The sequence below is a fragment of the Ilumatobacter sp. genome (assembly GCF_039969435.1).
In the GTDB taxonomy this organism is placed as follows: Bacteria; Actinomycetota; Acidimicrobiia; order Acidimicrobiales; family Ilumatobacteraceae; genus Ilumatobacter_A.
On sequence record NZ_JBDVNU010000021.1, the window covers coordinates 133056 to 153828 of the forward strand.

The following is a 20773-nucleotide window of genomic DNA, read 5'->3' on the forward strand; positions in this document are numbered from 1 at the left end:
CGGATCGAGAGGGTGGCTCGGATCATCACCGTCGGTGGCGTATCGTCCGTCTCGCGTGTCCTGGTCCCCCGAATCACCGTCGACGTTGCCGTCCAACGCGACCACCACCGAGTACGGCCTCACCGGAGGCCCCCGCTGGTACCAGCGGCGTATCCGCATGTTCGGCCCCCTGCTCGGGCTCCTCGTCCCCGGCCTGGTCGCCGTCGCCTCCTACGCCGCGCTGCAGATGTCGGATGCGGCGTGGAGCGGGACGTCGGGCACGGCGGCGAGCTATTTCGCCGCTCCGGCGCTCGTGGCGATCGGCGGCCCGTTGGCCGACCCCGCACTGCGTCCGTTGGCGCTCGGCGCCTCGATCGTGATGTGGCTGCTCGCCGGCGTGCTCGCGTCGCGTCGGGCGACCCGCAACCCGTTCGCCACCTGGGGTGACTTCTGGCGTCACTACTCGTGGTTGCTGTTCGGCATCTGGGTCGGCGTGCTGATGGCGCTGGCCATCGCGAGCGCGTGGATCGGGCCCGAACTGATCGACCTGATCTGACGCCTCCCGCGGCGTCCACCGCGGCACCGACTCCCCTGCCCGATCCGAGCGGGTTCCCGGGTACCGGGTGTTCCGCACGCTCGCCGGCATCGAACCGCCTCGCCTGTGTGCGGGTCGTCACGTCGTCACCAGGCCGTCGAGCGCCGACAACTTCGCCGGCCCGATCCCGGGTACCCGTTCGAGATCGTCGAACGAGACGAAGGGTCCGTTGCGATCGCGTTCGGTGATGATCGCCGCGGCGGTTGCCGGACCCACGCCGGGCAGCGACTCCAACTCGGAGGCGCTCGCCCGATTGACGTCGATCGGGCCGGCGGGGGCGCTGCCGACCTCGTCGACGGGTGACACGGACGGGAGATCCTCGACCGGGACCTCCTCCCCCACCATCGGCACGTACACCCGGGTTCCGTCGACGAGTGGCGCCGCGAGGTTCAACGCACCCGGGTCGGCATCGGGTGACGGTCCACCCGCCTGCGCGATCGCGTCGGCGACTCGACTGCCCGAGTCCAGTTCGAACACACCCGACACCATGACGGCTCCGGCGACGTGGACCACGACGACGCCGTCGACGTCGTCCGTCGGGTCGGGAGCGGAGTCCGGCACCCGCTCGATCGTGGACGGTGGTGGGAGCGTGACGCTCCCGGCCGCCACGTCGCCGGCCGCGACCGGCAGCGAGGACTCCGGTGGAGCCTGCGGAGTCCGGACGAGCCACCAGCCCCCGACGCACACCACGAGCACGGCGACCGCCGAGGTGACGAGGCGGGTCAGGCCGAACCAGTCGACCCAGTCACGGAGTCGGTCGGGTGCCGACCTGGTCGCGACCGGGCGGGCAGCGACCGGCGTCGACGGGGAATCCTCGATGGGCTGCCGCACGGCGGCCCCTTTCTCCTGGTGGTGACATCAGGAGGGAGTCGGTCCGACAGAAGCTACAACGCGATCGAGGACTCCGGCAACCGACCGCCGGCGAGTACGGCGCCCGTCAGAAAAGTCGACGTGTGAGTTGCTTGCGGTACTCCGCCGTGCGCGGATCCTCCGAGCCCATCAACTCGAGCAGATCGACGTACTGCTGGCGGGCTTCGTCATCGTCCTTCACGCGTTCCAGCAACGCGCTCAGCGTTGCGTCGTGGTCGTCGGTCGGTGCGGTGCCGACCCGTGCTGCGGCAGCGACCTTGCGGGTGCGGTCGGACTCCGGGATGCGCGCCAACAGTTCGAGCGCCTCGTCACCCCGACCATCGGCGACCAACAGGTCCCCGAGCGCCACGATCACGTCTTCGTTCGCCGGTTCCATCCCCAGTGCGGTCCTCAGGCCGGCTTCGTCGCCGGCTGCGAGCAGGTCGGCCACGGCGTCCTCCTGTTCGCTCGGCAGAAGTTTGTCGACGAACTCCTGCACCGTTGCCTCCGGGTACGCACCCATGAACCCGTCGACGACCTTGCCGTCCTTCATCGCGTACACCGCTGGAATCGACTGCACCTTGAAGGCCTGGCTCAGGCCGGGGTTCGCGTCGACGTCGACCTTGGCCAACACGACCTTGCCGTCCGTGGCGTCGATGATCTTCTCGAGGATCGGCCCGAGGGTCTTGCACGGCCCACACCACTCCGCCCACAGGTCGACCACGACGGCCACGTCGTTCGACTTGTCGATGACCTCGGTCTGGAACGTTGCTTCGGTGACGTCGATGGCTGCCATCGGATGAACGCTACCCTGCGGTCCTCGCTACTCTCGGAGACGACATGACCGACTCGTCAACGCCCCGCTCCACGACAGCCGCCTCCGAGACGACCGACTCCCCGCCCGACGTCGACGGTGTCGACGTCGCTCGCATCTCGACGTGGTTCAGCGAGCACGTGGCCGGCGCCGTCACTCCGCTCCGGTTCAGCGCGATCACCGGTGGGCACTCGAACCTCACGATCACGGTCACCGGCGCCGACGGCCGACGATTCGTCCTGCGACGACCGCCACTCGGTCACGTCCTCGCGAGCGCTCACGACATGGAACGCGAGCATCGCATCATCTCGGGGCTGCAGTCCTCCTCGGTCCCCGTCCCACAGGTCGCCGGGATGTGCACCGACGTGTCGGTCAACGGCACACCGTTCTACGTGATGGACTTCGTCGACGGACACGTCCTGCGAGACGCCGAGGCTGCTCGAAGCGCCCTCGACGCCGACGCTCGCGCCAATGCGTCACGATCGCTCGTCGACACGATGGCCGAGATCCACGCGGTCGACCTCGACGCAGCCGGCCTGGACCAGCTCGGTCGCCACGAGGGGTACATCGCTCGCCAGCTCAAGCGCTGGTACGGCCAGTGGAATCAGGGCAAGACCCGTGAACTGGCCGCCGTCGACGCCGTCCACGACCGGCTGCTCGAGCGGATCCCCGAGCAGGGACCCGCCACGATCGTCCACGGCGACTACCGCCTCGACAACTGCATGGTCGACGACCGTGGCGAGGTGATCGCCGTCCTCGACTGGGAGATCTGCACGCTGGGCGATCCGCTCGCGGACCTCGGGCTGCTCCAGGTGTACTGGACGGGGCCAGAGGACGACGCGTCCGCCTGGACCGGGAGTGCGACCTCCGTCCCCGGGTTCTGGAACCGGGCGCAACTCGCCGAGCGCTACGCCGAGGTGTCGGGGCGCGACATCGGCCAACTCGACTTCTACGTCGCCTTCGCCTACTGGAAACTGGCGTGCATCCTCGAGGGCGTGTACTCGCGCTACCTCGGTGGTGCGCTCGGCGAGCAGGAACCCGCCGCCCTCGAGGCCTTCAAGACCCAGGTCGACAGTGCCGCAGCCCAGGCCTCCCGATGTTTGGAGGAGTTGGGGTGAGTGACGCCGACGAGCGCTGGACGCTCCCCGCCGGTGGGGATGGGCAGCCCGCCGATCGAGCGGCTCGGGACCGCGAGCACGGCATCGAGCGCGATGTGGAGGATCCGACTCTGCACGAGCCCGTGTTGGTCGTGATGCTCGACGGCTGGATCGACGCAGGGGGCTCGGCGTCCGCGGCGATGCAGGCGCTCAGTCAGGCGTCGGAGTCGACGCCGATCCTGAGTTTCGACGACGACACCTACATCGACTACCGCGCCCGGCGACCGACGATGCAACTGCGTGACGGCCTCAACACGGATCTGCGATGGTCGACGATCGAGATGCGTGCCGGACGCACCGCCGGAGGGCGCGACGTCCTGCTCCTCCTCGGTCCCGAGCCCGACATGGCCTGGCGTCGGTTCGGCCGAGCGGTCGCGCTGCTCGCCGTCGAGTTCGGCGTGACGCAGATGGTCGCGCTCGGCGCCTACCCGTTCGCCGCACCGCACACCAGGCCGGCCCGACTCTCGGTGTCGTCGCCGTCGATCGACGTACTGGCGACGGTCGATTTCGCCCGCAGCTCCGTCGACGTCCCAGCCGGCATGGCGGGGGTCCTCGAGCACGCGATGCACGCCCAGAAGATCCCGTCGCTCGGCATCTGGGCCCAGGTTCCGCACTACGTCGCGGCCATGGAGTACCCCGCCGCCAGCGTGGCGCTGCTCGACGGACTCGACGAGGCGTCCGGCATCTCCATCGAGGCGCTCGGGTTGCGCGAGGAGGCTCGCGAGCACCGCATCCGCCTCGACCGCATGGTCGCCGAGAAGCCCGAGCACGAATCGATGGTGCGTCAACTCGAGGAACTGCACGACCTGGCGATCGAGCAGGAATCCGACCCCGAGACCGGATCCGTCGACCTCGAACTGCGATCGGGTGACGAACTCGCCGCGGAGATCCAGGAGTTCTTCCGCGACCAGTCCTGATCCCCGTCGGCCGCAGCGACGATGTCGGGCTGCAGACGCGGGCGCTGCGGTGACGCGGTCGGGCTCGTCGTTCTCGCTCTGAGCCGGAGCGACGAGGTCGGGCTGGAGTTGCGAGCAATGCGCTGGCTAGCTTCGGGCCATGAAAGTCGACGGAAACATCGGAATCGACCTGGCCACCGTGGCCGAGAACGCGAAGGAGGTCGAAGCCGCCGGATACTCCGGGGCGTGGACCGCCGAAACGGCGCACGACCCGTTCCTCCCGCTGCTCCTCGCAGCCGAGCACACCAGCGAGATGGAGATCGGCACGTCGATCGCCGTGGCGTTCGCCCGCTCGCCGATGACCACGGCGAACACCGCTTGGGACCTCCAGGCGTATTCGAAGGGTCGTTTCGTGCTCGGGCTCGGCAGCCAGATCAAGCCACACATCGAGAAGCGCTTCTCGATGGAGTGGTCGCATCCGGCCGCCCGGATGCGCGAGTTCGTGCTGGCGATGCGGGCGATCTGGCACACCTGGCAGACGGGTGACACGCTCGATTTCCGCGGCGAGTTCTACAAGCACACGCTGATGACCCCCTTCTTCACACCGGACAAGGACGAGTTGGGCGACTTCGGAACGCCGAAGGTCTTCCTCGCCGGTGTCGGCCCTCTGATGACCGAGGTCGCCGGCGAAGTGTGCGACGGCTTCATCTGCCACGGCTTCACCACCGAGAAGTTCCTCCGCGAGGTCACCATCCCTGCGCTGCAGCGCGGACGCGAGAAGGCCGGCAAGACCATGGAGGGCTTCGAGATCGTCGGTCCGTCGTTCGTCGTGACGGGCAACACCGACGAGGAGATGGAGAAGGCTGCCGTCGGCACACGCCAGCAGATCGCCTTCTACGGGTCGACTCCGGCGTACAAGGGCGTGCTGGACATGCATGGTTGGGGCGGATTGCAGGAGGAGCTGAACGCTCTCTCCAAGCAGGGCGAATGGGCCAAGATGGGCACGCTCATCGACGACGAGATCCTGAACACGTTCGCGGTCGTCGGTGAACCCGAAGGCATCGCCCCCGAGCTGTCGAAGCGGTACGGCGACGTGATCCAGCGGATCAGCTTCTACGCCCCGTACGCCAGCGACCCCGACCGCTGGGCGTCGGTGATGGCCGCCCTCAAGGCCGCCTGAGACCGGCCAACCTCTGTTGTTCCGTCCGGGAGCAAACAACAGAGGTTGAGATGCGGCCGGGACGTCAGACGGTGATCGTGCCGGTGATGCTCACGGTGGTGTCGCCACCGATCCACAGCTCACCGTCCGCTTCGTCGACGTGGATCCGGCCGCGTCGACCGAGCATGGTCCCCTGTGCCGCCACGTACGGGGTCGACAGCCGTCCGATGCCGGTGAGCCACTGTGCGGCCGACGCGTTCAGGCTGCCGGTCACCGGGTCCTCGCGGATCGATCCTGTGGAATCGGCGAACAGACCACGTACCTCGATGGCACAGACCCCATCAGGCGGATGCGGTCCGATGAGTCCGACGTCGAACCCGGGGATGGCCACGCCCGGTAGTGCCACGTCGAGCACGGCATCAGCGGAGTCGAGGAGCAGACCCATCCACCCGGGCCCGTTGTCGATCCATGCCGACTCCACCACGTCGTCGGCAGCCAGCCCCAGTTGCCCGAGTCGCTCGGCGAGCAACTCCGCCTCGATCGGCCCGGTGCGTGTCATCGGTGGAGCAGCGAAGGCGAGGCGTGGTCCAGTGCGGCGGATCGGGATCAGGCCGGCGGTGCACTCCTGCACGATCACGTCCCGGTCCCGGGACTCGCCACCCGCCGCAACCCATGCCGCACACGTGCCGAGCGTCGGGTGGCCGGCGAACGGCAACTCGCGTCCGGGACAGAAGATGCGCACGAGGTAGTCGGCCTCGTCGCTCGTCGGCGGAAGGAGGAACGTCGCCTCGGAGAGATTCGTCCAGGCGGTGATCGCCAGCATCTCCTCCGTCGTGATCCCCGCTGCATCGTGCACCACCGCGACGGGATTCCCGGAGAATCCGCCGGCGGCGAACACGTCGACCTGACTGAACCGCACGGTGGTCCTCACCTGAGCAGTTCCGGTCCGGCCTCGAGGAGTGCGGTGAGCGCACGCTCCACCTCAGTCGCCAGGATGACGGACACGCTGTCACGAGCCGCGGGCCGCAACACGTCGATCGCCGCTGCGATGTCGCGTGCGGAGCCCGAGGCGGCGAAGCCTTCACCGACACTCTCGGCGAGCAGTTTCACGGCGTCGTCGACGGCACGCGCGATCCTGCGTCGGAACAGTTCGTGGACCCGTGCCGCCACGGCGATGTCGGTGCCGCTGAACCGGAGCCGGAGCGCCACGTCGAGCAGCGTCGGGCTGGGAATGGTCCAGGACTTCTCGGGGGCCTGGGTGATGTAGCCGTGCCGAGCGAGTTCGCCGATCAGTCCGGTCGGCGGGTCACCGTGCTGGGCGAAGATGGCGACGAGTTCATCGTGCGTGACGACCTCGGGCCGGTCCGTCGACCACGGAACGGAGAGGGTCGCGTCCACGCCGAGCCACTCCCCGATCGTCTCGGTGGCGTCGTCGCTGTTGACGAGCGCCCGGATCATGTCGAGCTTCAACCCCCGATCACCGAGCTCTCCGATCTGGGTGAGACGCTGGGCGTGGGTGTCGTCGTAGATCGCCGTTCTCCCACGTCTCGCAGGCTTCGCGAGGAGCTTCTCGGCCTGGTAGAAGCGGATCGTTCGGCCACTGACGCCGCTGATCTCGGAGAGTTCGTCGAGCGTGTACTCGCGGTCCATCCGACGATTCAACCACAGCCGTCGGCTCTGTGACAGCGTTCACTGTCGCAATACGTTGACAGTCGTCGCTGTCATCGTCAGACTGCAACCATGACATCAATCACTGTCAACGATTCGCTTCCCTCCACCGACGTCGAGGACGAGGTCGTCACCTCGCACGGCGACTTCCCCTTCCCGAACACGGCCAGGAAGGCATCGCAACTGGTTGCGGCATCGTCACGCACCACACTCGATCCGTTCGACAGCGTCGACTGGAACCGTCCGATCGACGACTCCGCGTTCCACACGTCCCCGGAACTGCTCTCGCTGTACGGCACCTCGGTGTGGGACGCCATGACCGAAGTCGAGCGCATCGAGTACAGCCGTCACGAGACCGCGGCGATCTACGGCGCCGGCATCTGGTTCGAGAACGCTCTCATGCAGGTGATCCTGCGCCACCTGACGACCGTCGACGTGACGGACCCGATGCACCGCTACCTGCTCATCGAGGTCGCCGACGAATGCCGCCACTCGACGATGTTCGGTGAGTACATCCGACGCGCCGGTACCCCCTCGTACCCGGCGTCGTTGCCACTCGAACCCGACGACTCGGCTGCCGCCCGAACACTCTCGTACCTCTTGGTCCTCGCCGTGGAGGAACTCCTCGACTTCGTGAACCGCGCCGCGATGCGCGACGAACGGGTCCACTCGACGGTCCGCGAGATCTCGAGACTCCACGTCCTCGAGGAGGCCCGACACGTCGCATTCGCCAAGTCGTTCCTGGCCGAGACCTGGCCTGCTCTGAGCGAAGAGGACAAGGTCGTGGTTCGTGCGACGGCGCCCGCACTGGTTGCAGAAGTGGTGAAACTCAACGTCAACGAAACCGTCTTCGACACGCTCTCCATCGAGGACGGATACGACATCGCCCGCTCCAACCCGTTCCACGCCGCCACCGTCGTGACCGGCCTCTCGAAGCTGACCGGGTTCCTCGCCGATGTCGGGATCATCGACGACGACAGCGCCTGGATCGAGCTCGGTCTGCTCGATGCCGCGCTTCCTCTCGACTGACCTGGGCAGGTCGGCGCACGGCGTCGACGCATCGACGAGCGGCACGGCCACCGACCCGGGCGATGATCAGTCGGCGCAGTCGGCGCACACGCCTTCGAGCGCGAAGTGACCCGGTCGGAGGTCGAAACCCGACACCGTGCGCATCTCCTGGACGAGCTCGTCGATCGGCCCGGTCGGAACCGACTCGATCTTCCCGCAGCGATCGCACACCGCAACGAGACGTCGTTCACCCCCGAGCCGCACGAGCGAGGGTCCATGACCTGCGTGCACGTGGTTGGCGATGCCGACCTCGGTGAGCGTGTTGACCGTGCGGTACACCGTCGCCTCGTGGATCCCGGGGACCAGCCGCTGAGCGCGCTGCGTCAATGTCGGGGTGTCGACGGTGCCTCCCAGTTCGAGGAGAGCCCGCAGCACGGCGATGCGCGGCTGGGTGACCCTGCATCCGTAGGCACGCAGTGCCTTCTCGGCCTCCTCGGGGGGCCACGACCGTCGATCGAACGCTCTCGTCGCCTCGGGCTCCATGGTTCGACGGTAGCGGAGCGTGCATGGTGGACCCGCGTCCCGACCCGAACGGACGGCGTCGTTCCGCGCCCCGAAAAACTCGGTGTCGATCGATGCCGGACCCCGGCGCAACTGCGGTGGCCTCCGCACTTTCCCGGCGTATTTTCCGGGTGATTCTCCGCCGAGTCGAGCGCAGCGGTCGGCATCCGTGGAATCATTGGATCCGCCAGATGATGCAACGACGAACGACGCCGCAATCGCACGGGTTCCCATACGCCCCCGTTCGACCACTCGCCGAATCTGATTGCGAGCTGGACGCAATGTCGCACACGACACGAGGTCCGCACGTCGGCCATCCGCTGGTGCCCCGTCCACGGGGGCGTGATCATGGCCTGCATCGTCCTCCCCCCGTCCCGCCGAAGGAGCAGAACCGCCGATGACCATCACCACGTCCGCCACGGACACGACACTCGGCACTTCGTCCTCGACGTCGACAGGTTCGGAGGTGCGGACATCGACGGGTCGACTGGACACCGGAACCGCCACCGCACTGGAGGCGCACGCACGGTCCGGTGGCTCCGTCCTGCTCGTGGCCGAAGCCGGCGACGACGTCGCCGCAGCTCTCGCCGGCGCGTCCATCGCCCTGTCGCTTCCCCACACCGAGTGGTTCGTGACGCTCGCAGCGCGCGCCGAGGCCGTCCGTCTCGACGGCGAGGTCCCGATCACCACACCGCTGGTCACCTTCGACCCGTTCGATCCGGACGTGGAGATCGCCGCCACGACGAGCGTGCGGTTCCGACACGAGCCGACGATCATCGTCCGCCGAGTCGGGCCGGGCCGCGTGGTCACCGTGGGGATGACGGCGCTCGGGACCGTCGACGTGCATCCCACGCTCGGCCCCTACGTCCGACGCCTCCTCCGCACCGACTTCCCGAACGCTGACTCAGGCGCCCCGGTGGCAGACCTCGGCGTCGCCGTCGTCGGGTATGGGCCCTTCGGAGGGATGGGATACCTGCACGGCCTCGCCGCGACCGAGACCGACGGCCTCTCCCTCGTCGCCGCCGCCGACAACTCGCCCGATCGCCTCGACGCTGCCACGGTCGACTTCCCCGACCTTCGGGCGCATGACTCTGCCACCTCCCTGGCCGCCGACGACGCCGTCGACATCGCGATCGTCGCCACGCCGCCGGTGTTTCACGCCGAGTTGGCACTGGAGTTGCTCCGAGCCGGCAAGCACGTCGTGGTCGAGAAGCCGATGTGCCTCACGACCGCCGACGCCGACGAACTGATCCGCACCGCGCAGAGCGTCGGCCGGGTCGTCTCCGTGCACCAGAGCCGACGCTGGGACACGGACTGGCTGGCGATCCGCCGCCTCGTCGACCGCGGTGACCTGGGCAGCGTGTTCAACATCGAGACCTTCGTCGGCGGATTCGAGCACCCCTGTCGGGCGTGGCACTCCGAGGACTCGATCTCGGGTGGAGCGGTCTACGACTGGGGTTCGCACCACATCGACTGGATCATCCAGCACTACGGCACGGCTCCGAAGAAGGTGCTCTGTTCGGCTCACACGAGGGTGTGGCACGACACGACCAACGTCGACCAGCTGTCGGTGTGGATGCAGTGGGCCGACGGACGCGAAGCAACGTTCCGCCAGAGCGACGTGTGCGCGATCCGGCGGCCGAAGTTCCACATCGAAGGAACGTCGGGCACCCTCGAGGGCCACTACGAACCGGTTCGAGCAGACGCCGTCCTGGCCGGACGTGGATTCCGAGCCCACGAGTCGCACCACGCCGAACGACCCGTCGACCTGACCCTCGTCCGGTACGACGGCGACCACGGCCTGATCGAGTCACAGGTGAGGCCTGCGCCGCATCCGGGCTGGGGCTTCCACCGCAACCTGGCCGACCACCTCCTGCTGGGCGAGCCCCTCGCGGTGCGTCCCGAGCAGTCGCGTGACGTGGTGTCGGTGCTCGAGGCGGCGCATCGCTCCGGTGCCAACGGCGGCGAACTGGTCGAACTGTCCTGAGCGTGGACCCGACCGACTCGGGAGCGGAGGCGCCCACGCCGAACACGGTGCCACCGGTCGGGTTCGGGGTGATCGGCGCCAACTCGTTCGTCGCGAACGCCGCGGTGTTGCCGGCGATCGACGCTGCAGTCAACTCCCGCCTGGTCGCAACGGCGTCGCGCAGCAGCCACGTCCCGGAACGATGGCGTTCGACCGACGTGGGTTCGTACGAGGCGGTGATCGCGCACCCCGAGGTGGAGGCCGTGTACATCCCCCTTCCCAACGGCATGCACCGGGAGTGGACCGAACGGGCGGCCGCGGCGGGCAAGCACGTCCTGTGCGAGAAACCGCTCGCATCCGATGTCGCCTCGGCGACCGCGATGGCCACGGCATGCACCGCCGCCGGTGTCCTCCTGGCCGAAGCGTGGATGACACCCTTCCACCGGCGCTACCGCGAGGTCGTCCGGCGCGCGATCGCAGGCGACATCGGCGACGTCGTCGCCGTCGACGGGTCGTTCCGATTCACCATCGGGCCCGAGGCCGACGGCAACTACCGTTGGGATCCGCACCAGGGTGGTGGCGCCCTCCTCGACGTGGGGATCTACTGCCTCGGTGCGATCGTCGAGATCTTCGGCGACCACCCCGAGACGATCCGGGGGACCCGCGTCATCCGTGGCGGGGTCGACGCCTCGACGGCAGCGATGCTGGAGTACGCGGGCGGCCGCGTCGGGTTCATCGGCTGCTCGTTCGTCGACGAACCGTTCCAGCAACTCGTCATCGACGGGACGCTCGGAACTCTCGCGATCGCCACGGAGGCGTTCACCGGAGGCATCGACGACACCGGGTACGTCCACGACACCGATCCCAACGTCGAGCTGTCCGCTGACACCCCACCCCCCACCCGGAATCCCGACTCGGAGCACACGCTGCACGTCGACGCGAACGACCCCTACCAGTCGATGATCGAGGCGTTCGCCGACGCGGTCCGCGGCGGATCGGAATGGCCGAGGCCCGTCGAGCGTTCGATCGAGATGCTCGCCCTCGTCGAACGCATCAAGGAAGCCACACGTGACTGACACCGACGACATCGCCGAGCGCATCGAACCGAGCGACGAGTTCCACTCGATCCCCTCGGGTGTCGAACTCCACGTCCTGCGATGGGAGCCCCCTCCGGGCGTCGAGTCGACGGGGTCGTCGTGGATGCTCACCCACGGGCTCGCGTCGAACGCTCGCCTCTGGGACGGTGTGGCACGTCGCCTCGCGGCGCGGGGCCACCTCGTCGTCACCGTCGATCAACGAGGTCACGGCCTGTCGTCGAAGCCCGACGACCGCTACGGCGTCGCCGACTGCGCCGACGACCTCGCCCTGCTGATCGCCGCACTCGAACTCGACCGGCCCGCCGTGGCCGGACAGTCCTGGGGTGGCAACGTCGTGCTCGAACTCGGGCACCGCCATCCGGACTCGGTGACGTCGATCGCGTGCGTCGACGGCGGCTTCATCGACCTGTCGGCGACGTTCCCGAACTGGGAGGACTGCGTCGAGGCCCTGGCTCCCCCGCGCCTCGCCGGCACGCCGCTCGCCGCGATGCGCGGCTGGCTCGACGATTCCGCGTCGGACTGGCCCGAGGAAGGCCGTGCGGGCACGATGGCGAACTTCGAGGTGCGCGCCGACGGCACGATCGCCCCGTGGCTGACCTTCGAACGCCACCTGACGGTGCTGCGTGGACTGTGGCAGCACCGCCCGTCCGCGGTCTACCCGGACGTCCGGGTCCCCACGCTGCTGATCCCCGCCGACAGCGGCGACGCGAGTTGGACCTCGTCCAAACGTCGCGCCGTCGACGACGCCATCGCCGCACTCCCTCGCAGCCGGGCACACTGGTTCAGCCCGGCGCACCACGACGTCCACGCACAGCAGCCCGCCGCGGTCGCTGCGCTGCTGCACGAGGCGCTCACCTCCCCCGACTTCTTCCCTCGACCTCACCCATCGGAGCCCACGTCATGACCCTCCCCCGCCTCCTCGTCATCATGGGTTCCGGCGAAACGGCGCCCACCATGAAGGTTCCGCACCGTCGGGTGTTCGAACGTCTCGAAGCCGACGGCGACCGAGTGGTGCCCGTGATGCTCGACACCCCGTTCGGATTCCAGGAGAATGCGCCGATCCTGGCCGCTGCGACCACGAAGTACTTCAGCGACGCGGTCGGCAAGGACGTCGCCGTGGCCGGGCTCGCCCGCACCGACACGGGTGACTCGGCCGCCATCGAAGCGGCGATGACGCGTGTGCGTGATGCCAGCTGGATCTTCGCCGGTCCGGGCAGCCCAACGTTCGCACTGCGCCAGTGGCACCGCACCGGTCTGCGCGACGTGATCGCCGAGAAGCTCCGACCGACTGCGCAAGGAGGAGGCGGCGCGATCGTGTTCTCCTCGGCGGCCGCGCTGACACTCGGGTGCGTCACGGTTCCCGTCTACGAGATCTACAAGGTCGGCGCCGACCCGTGGTGGGAACCCGGACTCGACGTGCTGTCCGAGATCGGGATCAGCGCCGCCGTCGTCCCCCACTACGACAACCAGGAGGGCGGCAACCACGACACGCGGTTCTGCTACCTCGGTGAACGTCGCCTCGCATTGCTCGAGCCCGAGCTGCCCGACGGTGCCTTCGTGCTCGGTCTCGACGAGCACACGGGCGTGATCATGGACCTCGACGCCGACACCGCCGAGATCGTCGGCAAGGGTGGCCTCACGCTGCGCCGCAACGGAGAGTCGGTGCGCTTCGAGTCGGGCCGGACGATCCCACTCGACGTGATCCGCGCCGGTGGCGACGCTCACGCCGGCACCGGCGGAGCGGACGCAGCGCCGCGGAACGCCTCGCCTCACGCGGCCGTCACGTCGGGTCCGTCGGAGGACCCGACGGTCGGCGGCGCCACGTCCCTGGGGGCCACCGCCTCGCGACTCGAAGCCGAATTCGCTCGCGCGCTCGACGAACGCGACTCGGGAGCTGCCGTGTCGTGCGTCCTCGATCTCGATTCGGCCATCGCCGAATGGTCCGCCGACACTCTGCAGTCCGACGAGATGGACCAGGCACGCCGCGCCTTGAGGTCGATGATCGTCAAGCTCGGCGATGCGGCGACGAACGGTCTACGCGACCAACGCGATGTGCTCGGCCCCGTCGTGGCCGCGGCCCTCGACGCACGGCGCGTCGCCCGTGAGGAGAAGGCGTACGCCGTGTCGGACGCCGTCCGAGACGGTCTCGACGCCGCCGGGATCGAGGTACGCGACACCGCCGACGGCGCCGAGTGGTTGATCCGCTCGAGCGTCTGAGTCACCCGGACGGCGCGCACGACCGTGGTCCGAATCCCGTGGCCCGGCGAGTGAGCCCGTTCAGGCGAGTTCGGCGAGTTGGTCTCGTTCTCGGATCACCACGGGCTGGGAGAGTTCCTCGACGCTCAGCACGCACTTGATCGAGTGGCCCAGGCTGATCTCCCTCATCGGCGGCTCCTCCACGTCGCACACGCCGTCGATCGCTCGGTGGCAGCGCGTGTGGAAGACGCATCCCGACGGAGGATTCGCCGGAGACGGGATCTCGCCGTTCAGCGGGATCCGGTTCTCGGCCTCGCCGTCGACGGAGGGAACCGCCGACAACAACGCCTCCGTGTACGGATGGTTGGTTCCGTGGAAGATGTCGTCGGTGGATCCGAGTTCCATGATCCGACCGAGGTACATCACGGCGATCCGGTCGGCCAGGTAGCGGACCACGCCGATGTCGTGGGTGATGAACAGGTAGCTCGTGCGCTCCGCGTTCTGCAGCGTGGCGAGCAGGTTGAGGATCGCCGCCTGCACCGACACGTCGAGCGCGGAGGTCGGCTCGTCACACACCACCACGTCGGGATTCCCTGCGAAGGCGCGCGCGATCGCCACCCGTTGTTTGAGACCACCGGACAGCTGCCGCGGGCGCATGTCGAGATGCCGCGGGGACAACCGCATCGCCTCGGCGAGTTCCTCCACCCGACGATCGGCGTCCTTGCCTCTGACACCGGTCAGTTTGGTGACCGTGCGCGTCAGGATCCGTCGGACCGTCCACACCCGGTTCAGGGCGGAGTCGGGATTCTGGAAGATCATCGAGATCGCCCGGGTCGATTCCTCGATCCGATCCGAGGCCTTGGCCTTCATCACGCGGCCGCGCAGGGAGATCTTCCCTCCGTCGTCGGATGCGTGGATCCCGAGCATCGTCTTGGCGAGCGTGCTCTTGCCCGACCCGGACTCGCCCACCAGACCCAACGTCTCGCCTTCGTGGAAACCGAGGTCGACGCTGACGAGAGCGGGCACGTCCTCGCCGCGCTGGCGGAAGGTCTTCGACACGGCGTCGAGCTGGATGACGGTCTCGTCGCCGACGTGGAAATCGGTGACGTTCGACTCGGGTTCGACGACCTCGTTCAGCCGGTCGACGTGATGGCACAGCGTCCAGTGCCCACTCTCGACCTGCACCTGCGGAGGGACCTCGGTGCGACACAGCTCGTCGGCCAGCGGGCACCGGTCGACGTAGACACACGTGGGGAGATCGGTGCCGATCAGCGGCAGGTTGCCCGGGATCGTGAACAGCGCGCGATCGGTCTTGCGGACGCCCTGGCGCGGGATCGCGTTGAGGAGGCCCTTCGTGTACGGGTGCTGCGGATCCTCGAAGACACTCTGCGCCTCGCCCTCCTCGACGATCTTGCCCGCGTACATCACGCCGACCCGATCACACATGCTGCGGATCACGCCGAGGTTGTGGGCGATCAGCAGGATCGCAGCGTTGGTCTCCGCACGCAGGGTCCGCACGAGATCGAGCACCTCGGCTTCGACCGTTGCGTCGAGGCCGGTCGTGGGCTCGTCGAGCACGAGCAGCTTGGGATCGGACGCGAGGGCCATGGCAACGACCACGCGCTGCAGCATCCCACCCGACAACTGGTGTGGATAGCGGTCCATCACGCTCGCCGGGCTGGCGATCTTCACCCGCTCGAGGGCGTGCAACGCGTCCTTGCGCGCGTCGGACTTCGATCGGCCGATGATCTGGAAGCACTCCTCGACCTGGCGGCCGATCCGGAGGGCCGGGTTCATCGCCTGCACGGGATCCTGGTAGACCATCGACGCTTCGTTCGCTCGGAACCGCCGGAGCTCGGTCGGCGACATCGCCATGACGTCGTTCCCGTCGACGAAGATCTCGCCGCCCTGGACGACGGCGTTCTCCGGCATGTACCTCAGGGCGGCGAACGCGGTGGTCGACTTGCCGCACCCGGACTCGCCGACCAGACCGAATGCCTCCCCCGGTGCCACGTCGAACGACACACCTCGCAGCACTGCGCGCGGCACCCCGCGTACCTCGTAGGCGAGACGCAGGTCGCGGACGGACAACGCTGCGGGTGCGTTCGCCGGGGCGACGGGGGGATCGAGGGACGCGGTCGGGCTCATAGTTTGCTCACTCTGTCGATGGAGTCGGCCACGAGGTTGACGGCGATCACCAGGCTTGCGATCGCGAGCGCCGGGAACAGCGACGGCCACCACTGCCCGGCCTTGATCAACTGGAAGGTCTCGGCGATGTCGAGCCCCCAGTCGGCCGTGGGCGGCTGGACCCCGCCCGATGCGAGGAAGGACAGCGTTGCGATGGTGAACACTGCGTACCCGACGCGCACGGTGAACTCCACGACGATCGTCGACGTGATGTTCGGCAGGATCTCGCGGGTCATCGTGAACAGCGCCGATTCACCGCGGAGGCGTGCGGACGTGACGTAGTCGAGCTGGGCTTCGGCGAGCACCGACGAGCGCACGGTGCGGGTGACCACCGGCGTGAAGAGCGCCGCCACCGTGAACACGACGACGACTCGCGACTGACCGAGGACGGACAGCGCCAGCAGCGCGATCAGGATCACCGGGATGGACAGCAGTGCCTCGATGATCCGACTGAGGATCTCGTCGATCCACCCACGGAAGTAGCCCATCACGAGTCCGAGGAGGGTTCCTGCGATCACCGAGATGATCGCCGCGGTCGGCGCCATGACCAGGATGCTGCGGGCACCGTAGATGACCCGCGAGAACACGTCGCGACCGGCGGTGTCGGTTCCGAACAGGTAGTCCAGACTCGGGGCCTGACGCGCCGGGCCGCGCAGATCACTCGACGGATTCGCCGCGTACGGCGCGATCAGATCTCCGAACAGCGCACAGACGACCCAGAACGCGAGCACGACCAGACCGAAGACGAATGCCGGACTCCGCAGGAGCAGCCGCCGTCGCTCGCGACGGACCTGCCTGCGTTCGCCACCGGCGTCGACCTGCCCGGGTGAGACCGGTTCGAGATCCACGACCTCGGAGGTTCCGTGGAGGTCGTCGGGCTCGTCGGCGATCGGATCGCCTTTCGTCACGTCTGTCATGTCACGACCTCACGTTCAGTCGGGCACGCGGGTTCATCCAGGCGATGACGAGGTCGGCGATCAGGGTGCAGATCATGAAGATGATGGCGACGAGGATCACGCCGGCCTGCAGCATCGGGTAGTCCTGCTCGCGTGCGGCGTTGTAGATCAGATTGCCGAGTCCCTGGTAGTTGAAGATCACCTCGAGGCCGACCAGTCCTCCGAAGAGGTACCCGATCTGGGTCCCGACCACGGCGACGGTGGGCTGCAAGCTGTTGCGCAGCACGTGTTTGCGGATCACGTCGCGACTCGACAGACCCTTCATGTACGCGGTGCGCGTGTAGTCGGCATCGAGCGCCTGGATGGTTCCGGCACGGGCGATCCGGGCGATGTATCCGAAGTACACGATGACGATCGCGAACGCCGGCAGCATCAGGAACTTGAGCTCGCCGAAGAATCCACGGTTCGGTGCCGCGACCGCCTCGAACCATCCGAGTTTGACGGCGAGCACGTACTGCAACGCCACGCCCGAGACGAACTCGGGAATCGACGAGCTCGCGAGGCCCAGGGTGACGATCCCGCGATCGAGCAGCGTGTCCTTGCGCCGTGCGGCGATGATCCCTCCCATCAGAGCGAGCGGCAGGGTCATGATCAGACCGAGGGCCACCAGCTTGGACGAGCGCCCGAGTGCCGGGAACAACGTGTCGCTGACGGGCTGGTTGAACTGGAAGGAGTCGCCGAAGTCGAACGTGATCGTGTTCTTGACGAGACGGAAGTACTGCTCCGCCTTGGGATCGTTCGCGCCGATCCGTTCGTTGATGCTGTCGACCACCTCCTGCGAGGCGAACGGCCCGGCCAACGATCGCCCGGGGTCGTCGGGGAACACCGACGTGATGAGGAACACGATCGTGATCAGGATCACGAGCGTGACGATCGACAGTGCCAGTCGGCGGATCACGAAACCGAGCACGGGGCGGTCTCCTCTCCCTGGATGTGTTCGTGGACCCGGGCGCGTCGCCGACCGTTGGCGACGACGTCGTCGCCGTCACCAACGGTCGGCTGGGCGTCCGAACTCAGCTCTTGCTCGCCTTCTGGACGAAGGTGTGGCCGAGAGCCGTGACCTGCATGCCCGTGACGGAGCTGGAGTGACCCGACAGGTAGTCGTAGAAGTACGCCATCCCGATCGGCACCTCCTCGTTGAGGATCGTGGCAAGGCTCGTCGCCGCTGCGGTCTGGTCCTCGATGGTCACTGCCCGCTGGTAGTCCTCGAACGTCGAGTCGTACTCGGGGTTCATGTACTGCGACGAGTTCCACACGCCGCCGGTCTTGAGCGCAGCGTTGAGGAACGTGTCGGGCACGGGCCGGTGGCCGTAGTCGACGATGCCGAGCTCGGCGGCTCCCGAGCACGGTGGATCGGCGGGCTCCGCCGGGCACCACTGGTTGCCGTAGAACGTGTCCTGGCTCTCGACGTTGACGGTCAGCGTGAAGCCGGCTTCGGCGGCGTCGGCGACGATGATGTTCGCGAGGTCCGGGATCTCCTGCAGGTCGCCGCAGTTCAGCTGGGCGGAGATGCCGCCCTCGAAGCCCGCATCGCTGAGGAGTTGCTTGGCCATCTCGATGTCGCGCTCACGCTGCGGAACCGCCGAGGCATCGAAGAACGGGAGGAAGTCGGCGAAGACGTGGTCGTTCCCGATGTTCGCCCGACCCGTGAAGAGCTGATCGACCATGGCCTGACGGTTGAAGGTCAGTGCCAGCGCTTGACGCACTCTCGGGTCCGAGAACTGCCCGGTGTCGCACTTCATCCAGATCTCGCGGTGAGCGGCGGACGGCGGAGTGAGGACGGTGAAGTCCCCCGAGTCGAGCAGGCCCTCGCCACCGACGACGGAGAACTGCTGGATCGCATCGACCGAACCGCCCTGCATCGCTGTGACGCCGGTGCCGCCGATGTCGGCGAACACCTGGTAGTTGACGCTGTCGAGCAGCGGTGCTTCGCCCCAGTAGGTCTCGCTCCGGGAGAAGATCGCGCCAGTGGACGGGTCGTAGGAGTCGAGCTTCCACGGGCCGGTCCCGTTCGGCATGCCGTCGAGCGTGGAACCCGCCTCGTACGAGGCCGGCGTGATCACCGACTGAGCGTTGAAGACCGAGACGAGGTACGGCAGGTTTCCGTTCGACGCGGTCAAGGTGAACACCGCCGTGAGCGGGTCGGACGCATCGACCGCCCCCTCCTCGAAGACACCGGCGATCGCTGCGTTGTTCGACGCCACGAGGCGGTCCATCGTGGCGGCCACGTCAGCGGACGTGAAGTCGCTGCCGTCCTGCCACTTGACGCCTTCGCGCAGCGTGAACGTCCACACCGAACCGTCGTCGTTGGGGGTCCAGTCGGTGGCCAGCATGGTCGGCCCGATGTCGCCCTCGTCGTTGAGGCCGACGAGGAACTCGAAGCTCTGCGCCAGGAGGTTGTACGAGCCGAGGTCCTGCATCGCGATCGGGTCGAGCGGACCGCTCGGCTTCTGGTTCGCGATGGTCAGCGTGCCGCCGGCGGTTCCCCCTCCGGCAGCCGGGGTAGAGCCTCCGGACGCCGAGGTGGTTCCCGGCTCGCCGGCGCCGGTGTCGCCGCCGCCGTCACTGCTTCCGCCACATGCGGCGATGATCCCGCCCATGAACGGAACGGAGAGTCCGATGACGGTTCCGCGCTTCACGAAATTGCGGCGGTTGATCTTTCCCTGTGCGTAGGCCTCGATGAGGTCGACTTCGATTGCGCCCGCATCGCGGCGTGCGCTGTCCAGGTGTTTCCAGTCCATTCTGCTCCCCCTTAGGAGTGTGTACTTCGCCTCTGCTGTCTCGCATCAGGCTCTTCGACCATAGGAGCCGATCCATGGCGTTCCAAGAATCCACACGCACGACCACCCGCCGTTCTCGCGGGTGAAGGCGAAGGTAGCACCATTCCACGATACGGAATGACGTCGGTCACACCGGCGGTTCCGGACGCATCGCGAGGCGGAGCGGAGCGCGACTCGGCCAGGTTCGAACGACCGGTTCGACGACTCCCCGAGCGGTCAATCCGAATTGATCGCGCCCGATCGGCGCAGTGCGTCGTCGCGGTGCGGTCCGCCGAGGACCGCGGCGAGGATCAACTCGAGCCCGAGTGTCGACGAGGCCCGGTACGCCGTCCAGTCGATGTCGTCGGTGGCCCACTTCTCGAGCCGGTTCATCCTGGTGATGAACGCATGTCTCGCCAGCGCCACGACGTCGACGTCGGCGACGAAGCGGCCATCGGCTGCTGCCTTCTCGAAGTCGGCTTCGATCGTGGCGACCACGCGGTCTCCCACCTCGCCCATCCCGTGACCACCGCTTCCGGACTTGAGGGATGCGAAGATCGGTCGCCACACCTCGGGTTCGGCCGCGAACTTCTCGTCGAGCGCCTCGAACAGTTGACGCGTCGTGTCGATCGGCCCGGCGTCGGGTTGAGCGTCGAGCTCGAGTTCGAGTTGATCGAGGCCGCTGCTGACGAACGCGACGAGAACGCCGTCGCGGTCGCCGAACTGGTTGTACAGCGTTGCCACCGCGACACCCGCCCGTTCGGCGAGTTTGCGCATCGTGAGTCCGTCGACACCCGATTCCGAGATCAGCGCACCGGTTGCGTCGAGTACGTCACGTCGGGTCCGTTCCTGTCGCCGTTCCCACCCGTCACTCATCGTCCTCCGATCATAGGATCTCCTGGGCATCCCGAGCGGCCCCGGTCCAG

At 67.8% G+C, this 20773-nt stretch carries 19 protein-coding genes; 9 read left to right on the forward strand and 10 right to left on the reverse strand.

All coding sequences use genetic code 11. From position 1 onward, the window contains the following. Positions 1 to 55 precede the first annotated feature (55 nt). A complete protein-coding gene (locus tag ABJK40_RS12390; RefSeq protein WP_348479581.1) occupies positions 56 to 535 on the forward strand; it encodes a hypothetical protein in 480 nt (159 codons plus the stop codon). 117 nt (positions 536 to 652) lie between these two features. Here ABJK40_RS12390 and ABJK40_RS12395 read toward each other — a convergent pair whose 3' ends face one another. Together ABJK40_RS12395 and trxA are read right to left on the reverse strand one after the other, a co-directional pair. Beyond that, complete coding sequence (locus ABJK40_RS12395; RefSeq protein WP_348510281.1) at positions 653 to 1405, reverse strand: ComEA family DNA-binding protein; 753 nt, start codon at positions 1403 to 1405, stop codon at positions 653 to 655. A gap of 106 nt (positions 1406 to 1511) precedes the next feature. Then, entirely contained in the window at positions 1512 to 2219 is a 708-nt protein-coding gene (gene trxA / locus ABJK40_RS12400; RefSeq protein WP_348479583.1) for a thioredoxin, read from the reverse strand. A 44-nt stretch (positions 2220 to 2263) separates the two neighbouring features. Between trxA and ABJK40_RS12405 the strand changes: the two genes are divergently transcribed. From ABJK40_RS12405 to ABJK40_RS12415, 3 genes are all read left to right on the forward strand, one after another. Further along, positions 2264 to 3355, forward strand: coding sequence for a phosphotransferase family protein (locus tag ABJK40_RS12405; protein WP_348479584.1), 1092 nt, complete (start codon positions 2264 to 2266; stop codon positions 3353 to 3355). Beyond that, entirely contained in the window at positions 3352 to 4311 is a 960-nt protein-coding gene (locus ABJK40_RS12410; RefSeq protein ID WP_348479585.1) for a PAC2 family protein, read from the forward strand. Before ABJK40_RS12405 ends, ABJK40_RS12410 begins: the two co-directional genes overlap by 4 nt. A 139-nt stretch (positions 4312 to 4450) precedes the next feature. Then, complete coding sequence (locus ABJK40_RS12415) at positions 4451 to 5470, forward strand: LLM class F420-dependent oxidoreductase (protein ID WP_348479586.1); 1020 nt, start codon at positions 4451 to 4453, stop codon at positions 5468 to 5470. 64 nt (positions 5471 to 5534) lie between these two features. Here the strand turns inward: ABJK40_RS12415 and ABJK40_RS12420 are convergent, their stop codons facing one another. Together ABJK40_RS12420 and ABJK40_RS12425 are read right to left on the reverse strand one after the other, a co-directional pair. Next, positions 5535 to 6380: a PhzF family phenazine biosynthesis protein gene (locus ABJK40_RS12420; protein ID WP_348479587.1), complete on the reverse strand. Its 846-nt coding sequence runs from the start codon at positions 6378 to 6380 to the stop codon at positions 5535 to 5537. Beyond that, entirely contained in the window at positions 6377 to 7099 is a 723-nt protein-coding gene (locus ABJK40_RS12425; protein ID WP_348479588.1) for a MerR family transcriptional regulator, read from the reverse strand. Before ABJK40_RS12425 ends, ABJK40_RS12420 begins: the two co-directional genes overlap by 4 nt. 90 nt (positions 7100 to 7189) lie before the next feature. Here ABJK40_RS12425 and ABJK40_RS12430 point away from each other — a divergent pair, with 90 nt between their 5' ends. Next, a complete protein-coding gene (locus ABJK40_RS12430; protein ID WP_348479589.1) occupies positions 7190 to 8146 on the forward strand; it encodes a diiron oxygenase in 957 nt (318 codons plus the stop codon). A 66-nt stretch (positions 8147 to 8212) separates the two neighbouring features. On the opposite strand, the gene ABJK40_RS12435 is transcribed toward ABJK40_RS12430, so the two are convergent. Next, the gene (locus tag ABJK40_RS12435; RefSeq protein ID WP_348479590.1) at positions 8213 to 8668 is read right to left on the reverse strand and encodes a transcriptional repressor; all 456 of its coding nucleotides are present in this window, start codon (positions 8666 to 8668) and stop codon (positions 8213 to 8215) included. A gap of 484 nt (positions 8669 to 9152) precedes the next feature. On the opposite strand from ABJK40_RS12435, the gene ABJK40_RS12440 reads away from it, so the two are divergent. The 4 genes from ABJK40_RS12440 to ABJK40_RS12455 are packed head-to-tail and all read left to right on the forward strand — an operon-like array spanning position 9153 to position 13966. Further along, positions 9153 to 10673, forward strand: coding sequence for a Gfo/Idh/MocA family oxidoreductase (locus ABJK40_RS12440; protein ID WP_348510282.1), 1521 nt, complete (start codon positions 9153 to 9155; stop codon positions 10671 to 10673). A 2-nt stretch (positions 10674 to 10675) separates the two neighbouring features. Then, on the forward strand, positions 10676 to 11728 hold the full coding sequence (locus tag ABJK40_RS12445) for a Gfo/Idh/MocA family oxidoreductase (RefSeq protein WP_348510283.1): 1053 nt from the start codon (positions 10676 to 10678) through the stop codon (positions 11726 to 11728). After that, positions 11721 to 12653 (forward strand): alpha/beta hydrolase, encoded by a 933-nt coding sequence (locus tag ABJK40_RS12450; protein ID WP_348480922.1) that lies wholly within the window; start codon positions 11721 to 11723, stop codon positions 12651 to 12653. Before ABJK40_RS12445 ends, ABJK40_RS12450 begins: the two co-directional genes overlap by 8 nt. Then, complete coding sequence (locus ABJK40_RS12455) at positions 12650 to 13966, forward strand: hypothetical protein (RefSeq protein WP_348480923.1); 1317 nt, start codon at positions 12650 to 12652, stop codon at positions 13964 to 13966. The genes ABJK40_RS12450 and ABJK40_RS12455 overlap by 4 nt, the downstream gene beginning before the upstream one ends. 60 nt (positions 13967 to 14026) lie before the next feature. Here the strand turns inward: ABJK40_RS12455 and ABJK40_RS12460 are convergent, their stop codons facing one another. From ABJK40_RS12460 to ABJK40_RS12480, 5 genes are all read right to left on the reverse strand, one after another. Further along, entirely contained in the window at positions 14027 to 16093 is a 2067-nt protein-coding gene (locus tag ABJK40_RS12460; protein ID WP_348510284.1) for an ABC transporter ATP-binding protein, read from the reverse strand. Continuing rightward, positions 16090 to 17049, reverse strand: coding sequence for an ABC transporter permease (locus ABJK40_RS12465; protein WP_348480925.1), 960 nt, complete (start codon positions 17047 to 17049; stop codon positions 16090 to 16092). The genes ABJK40_RS12460 and ABJK40_RS12465 overlap by 4 nt, the downstream gene beginning before the upstream one ends. Before the next feature lies 1 nt (position 17050). Next, a complete protein-coding gene (locus tag ABJK40_RS12470) occupies positions 17051 to 17998 on the reverse strand; it encodes an ABC transporter permease (protein WP_348510285.1) in 948 nt (315 codons plus the stop codon). A 103-nt stretch (positions 17999 to 18101) separates the two neighbouring features. After that, positions 18102 to 19829 carry an ABC transporter substrate-binding protein gene (locus ABJK40_RS12475; protein WP_348480927.1) on the reverse strand — a complete coding sequence of 576 codons (1728 nt, stop codon included), beginning with the start codon at positions 19827 to 19829 and terminating at the stop codon, positions 18102 to 18104. 255 nt (positions 19830 to 20084) lie between these two features. Beyond that, positions 20085 to 20723, reverse strand: coding sequence for a TetR/AcrR family transcriptional regulator (locus ABJK40_RS12480; RefSeq protein WP_348480928.1), 639 nt, complete (start codon positions 20721 to 20723; stop codon positions 20085 to 20087). Positions 20724 to 20773: the final 50 nt, after the last annotated feature.

Excerpts from the sequence above, each read along its gene's own strand:
- trxA (WP_348479583.1), bottom strand. The coding sequence starts at position 2,219 with ATGGCAGCCATCGACGTCACCGAAGCAACGTTCCAGACCGAGGTCATC.
- ABJK40_RS12405 (WP_348479584.1), top strand. The coding sequence starts at position 2,264 with ATGACCGACTCGTCAACGCCCCGCTCCACGACAGCCGCCTCCGAGACG.
- ABJK40_RS12415 (WP_348479586.1), top strand. The coding sequence starts at position 4,451 with ATGAAAGTCGACGGAAACATCGGAATCGACCTGGCCACCGTGGCCGAG.
- ABJK40_RS12425 (WP_348479588.1), bottom strand. The coding sequence starts at position 7,099 with ATGGACCGCGAGTACACGCTCGACGAACTCTCCGAGATCAGCGGCGTC.
- ABJK40_RS12430 (WP_348479589.1), top strand. The coding sequence starts at position 7,190 with ATGACATCAATCACTGTCAACGATTCGCTTCCCTCCACCGACGTCGAG.
- ABJK40_RS12435 (WP_348479590.1), bottom strand. The coding sequence starts at position 8,668 with ATGGAGCCCGAGGCGACGAGAGCGTTCGATCGACGGTCGTGGCCCCCC.
- ABJK40_RS12455 (WP_348480923.1), top strand. The coding sequence starts at position 12,650 with ATGACCCTCCCCCGCCTCCTCGTCATCATGGGTTCCGGCGAAACGGCG.
- ABJK40_RS12460 (WP_348510284.1), bottom strand. The coding sequence starts at position 16,093 with ATGAGCCCGACCGCGTCCCTCGATCCCCCCGTCGCCCCGGCGAACGCA.
- ABJK40_RS12465 (WP_348480925.1), bottom strand. The coding sequence starts at position 17,049 with ATGACAGACGTGACGAAAGGCGATCCGATCGCCGACGAGCCCGACGAC.
- ABJK40_RS12475 (WP_348480927.1), bottom strand. The coding sequence starts at position 19,829 with ATGGACTGGAAACACCTGGACAGCGCACGCCGCGATGCGGGCGCAATC.
- ABJK40_RS12480 (WP_348480928.1), bottom strand. The coding sequence starts at position 20,723 with ATGAGTGACGGGTGGGAACGGCGACAGGAACGGACCCGACGTGACGTA.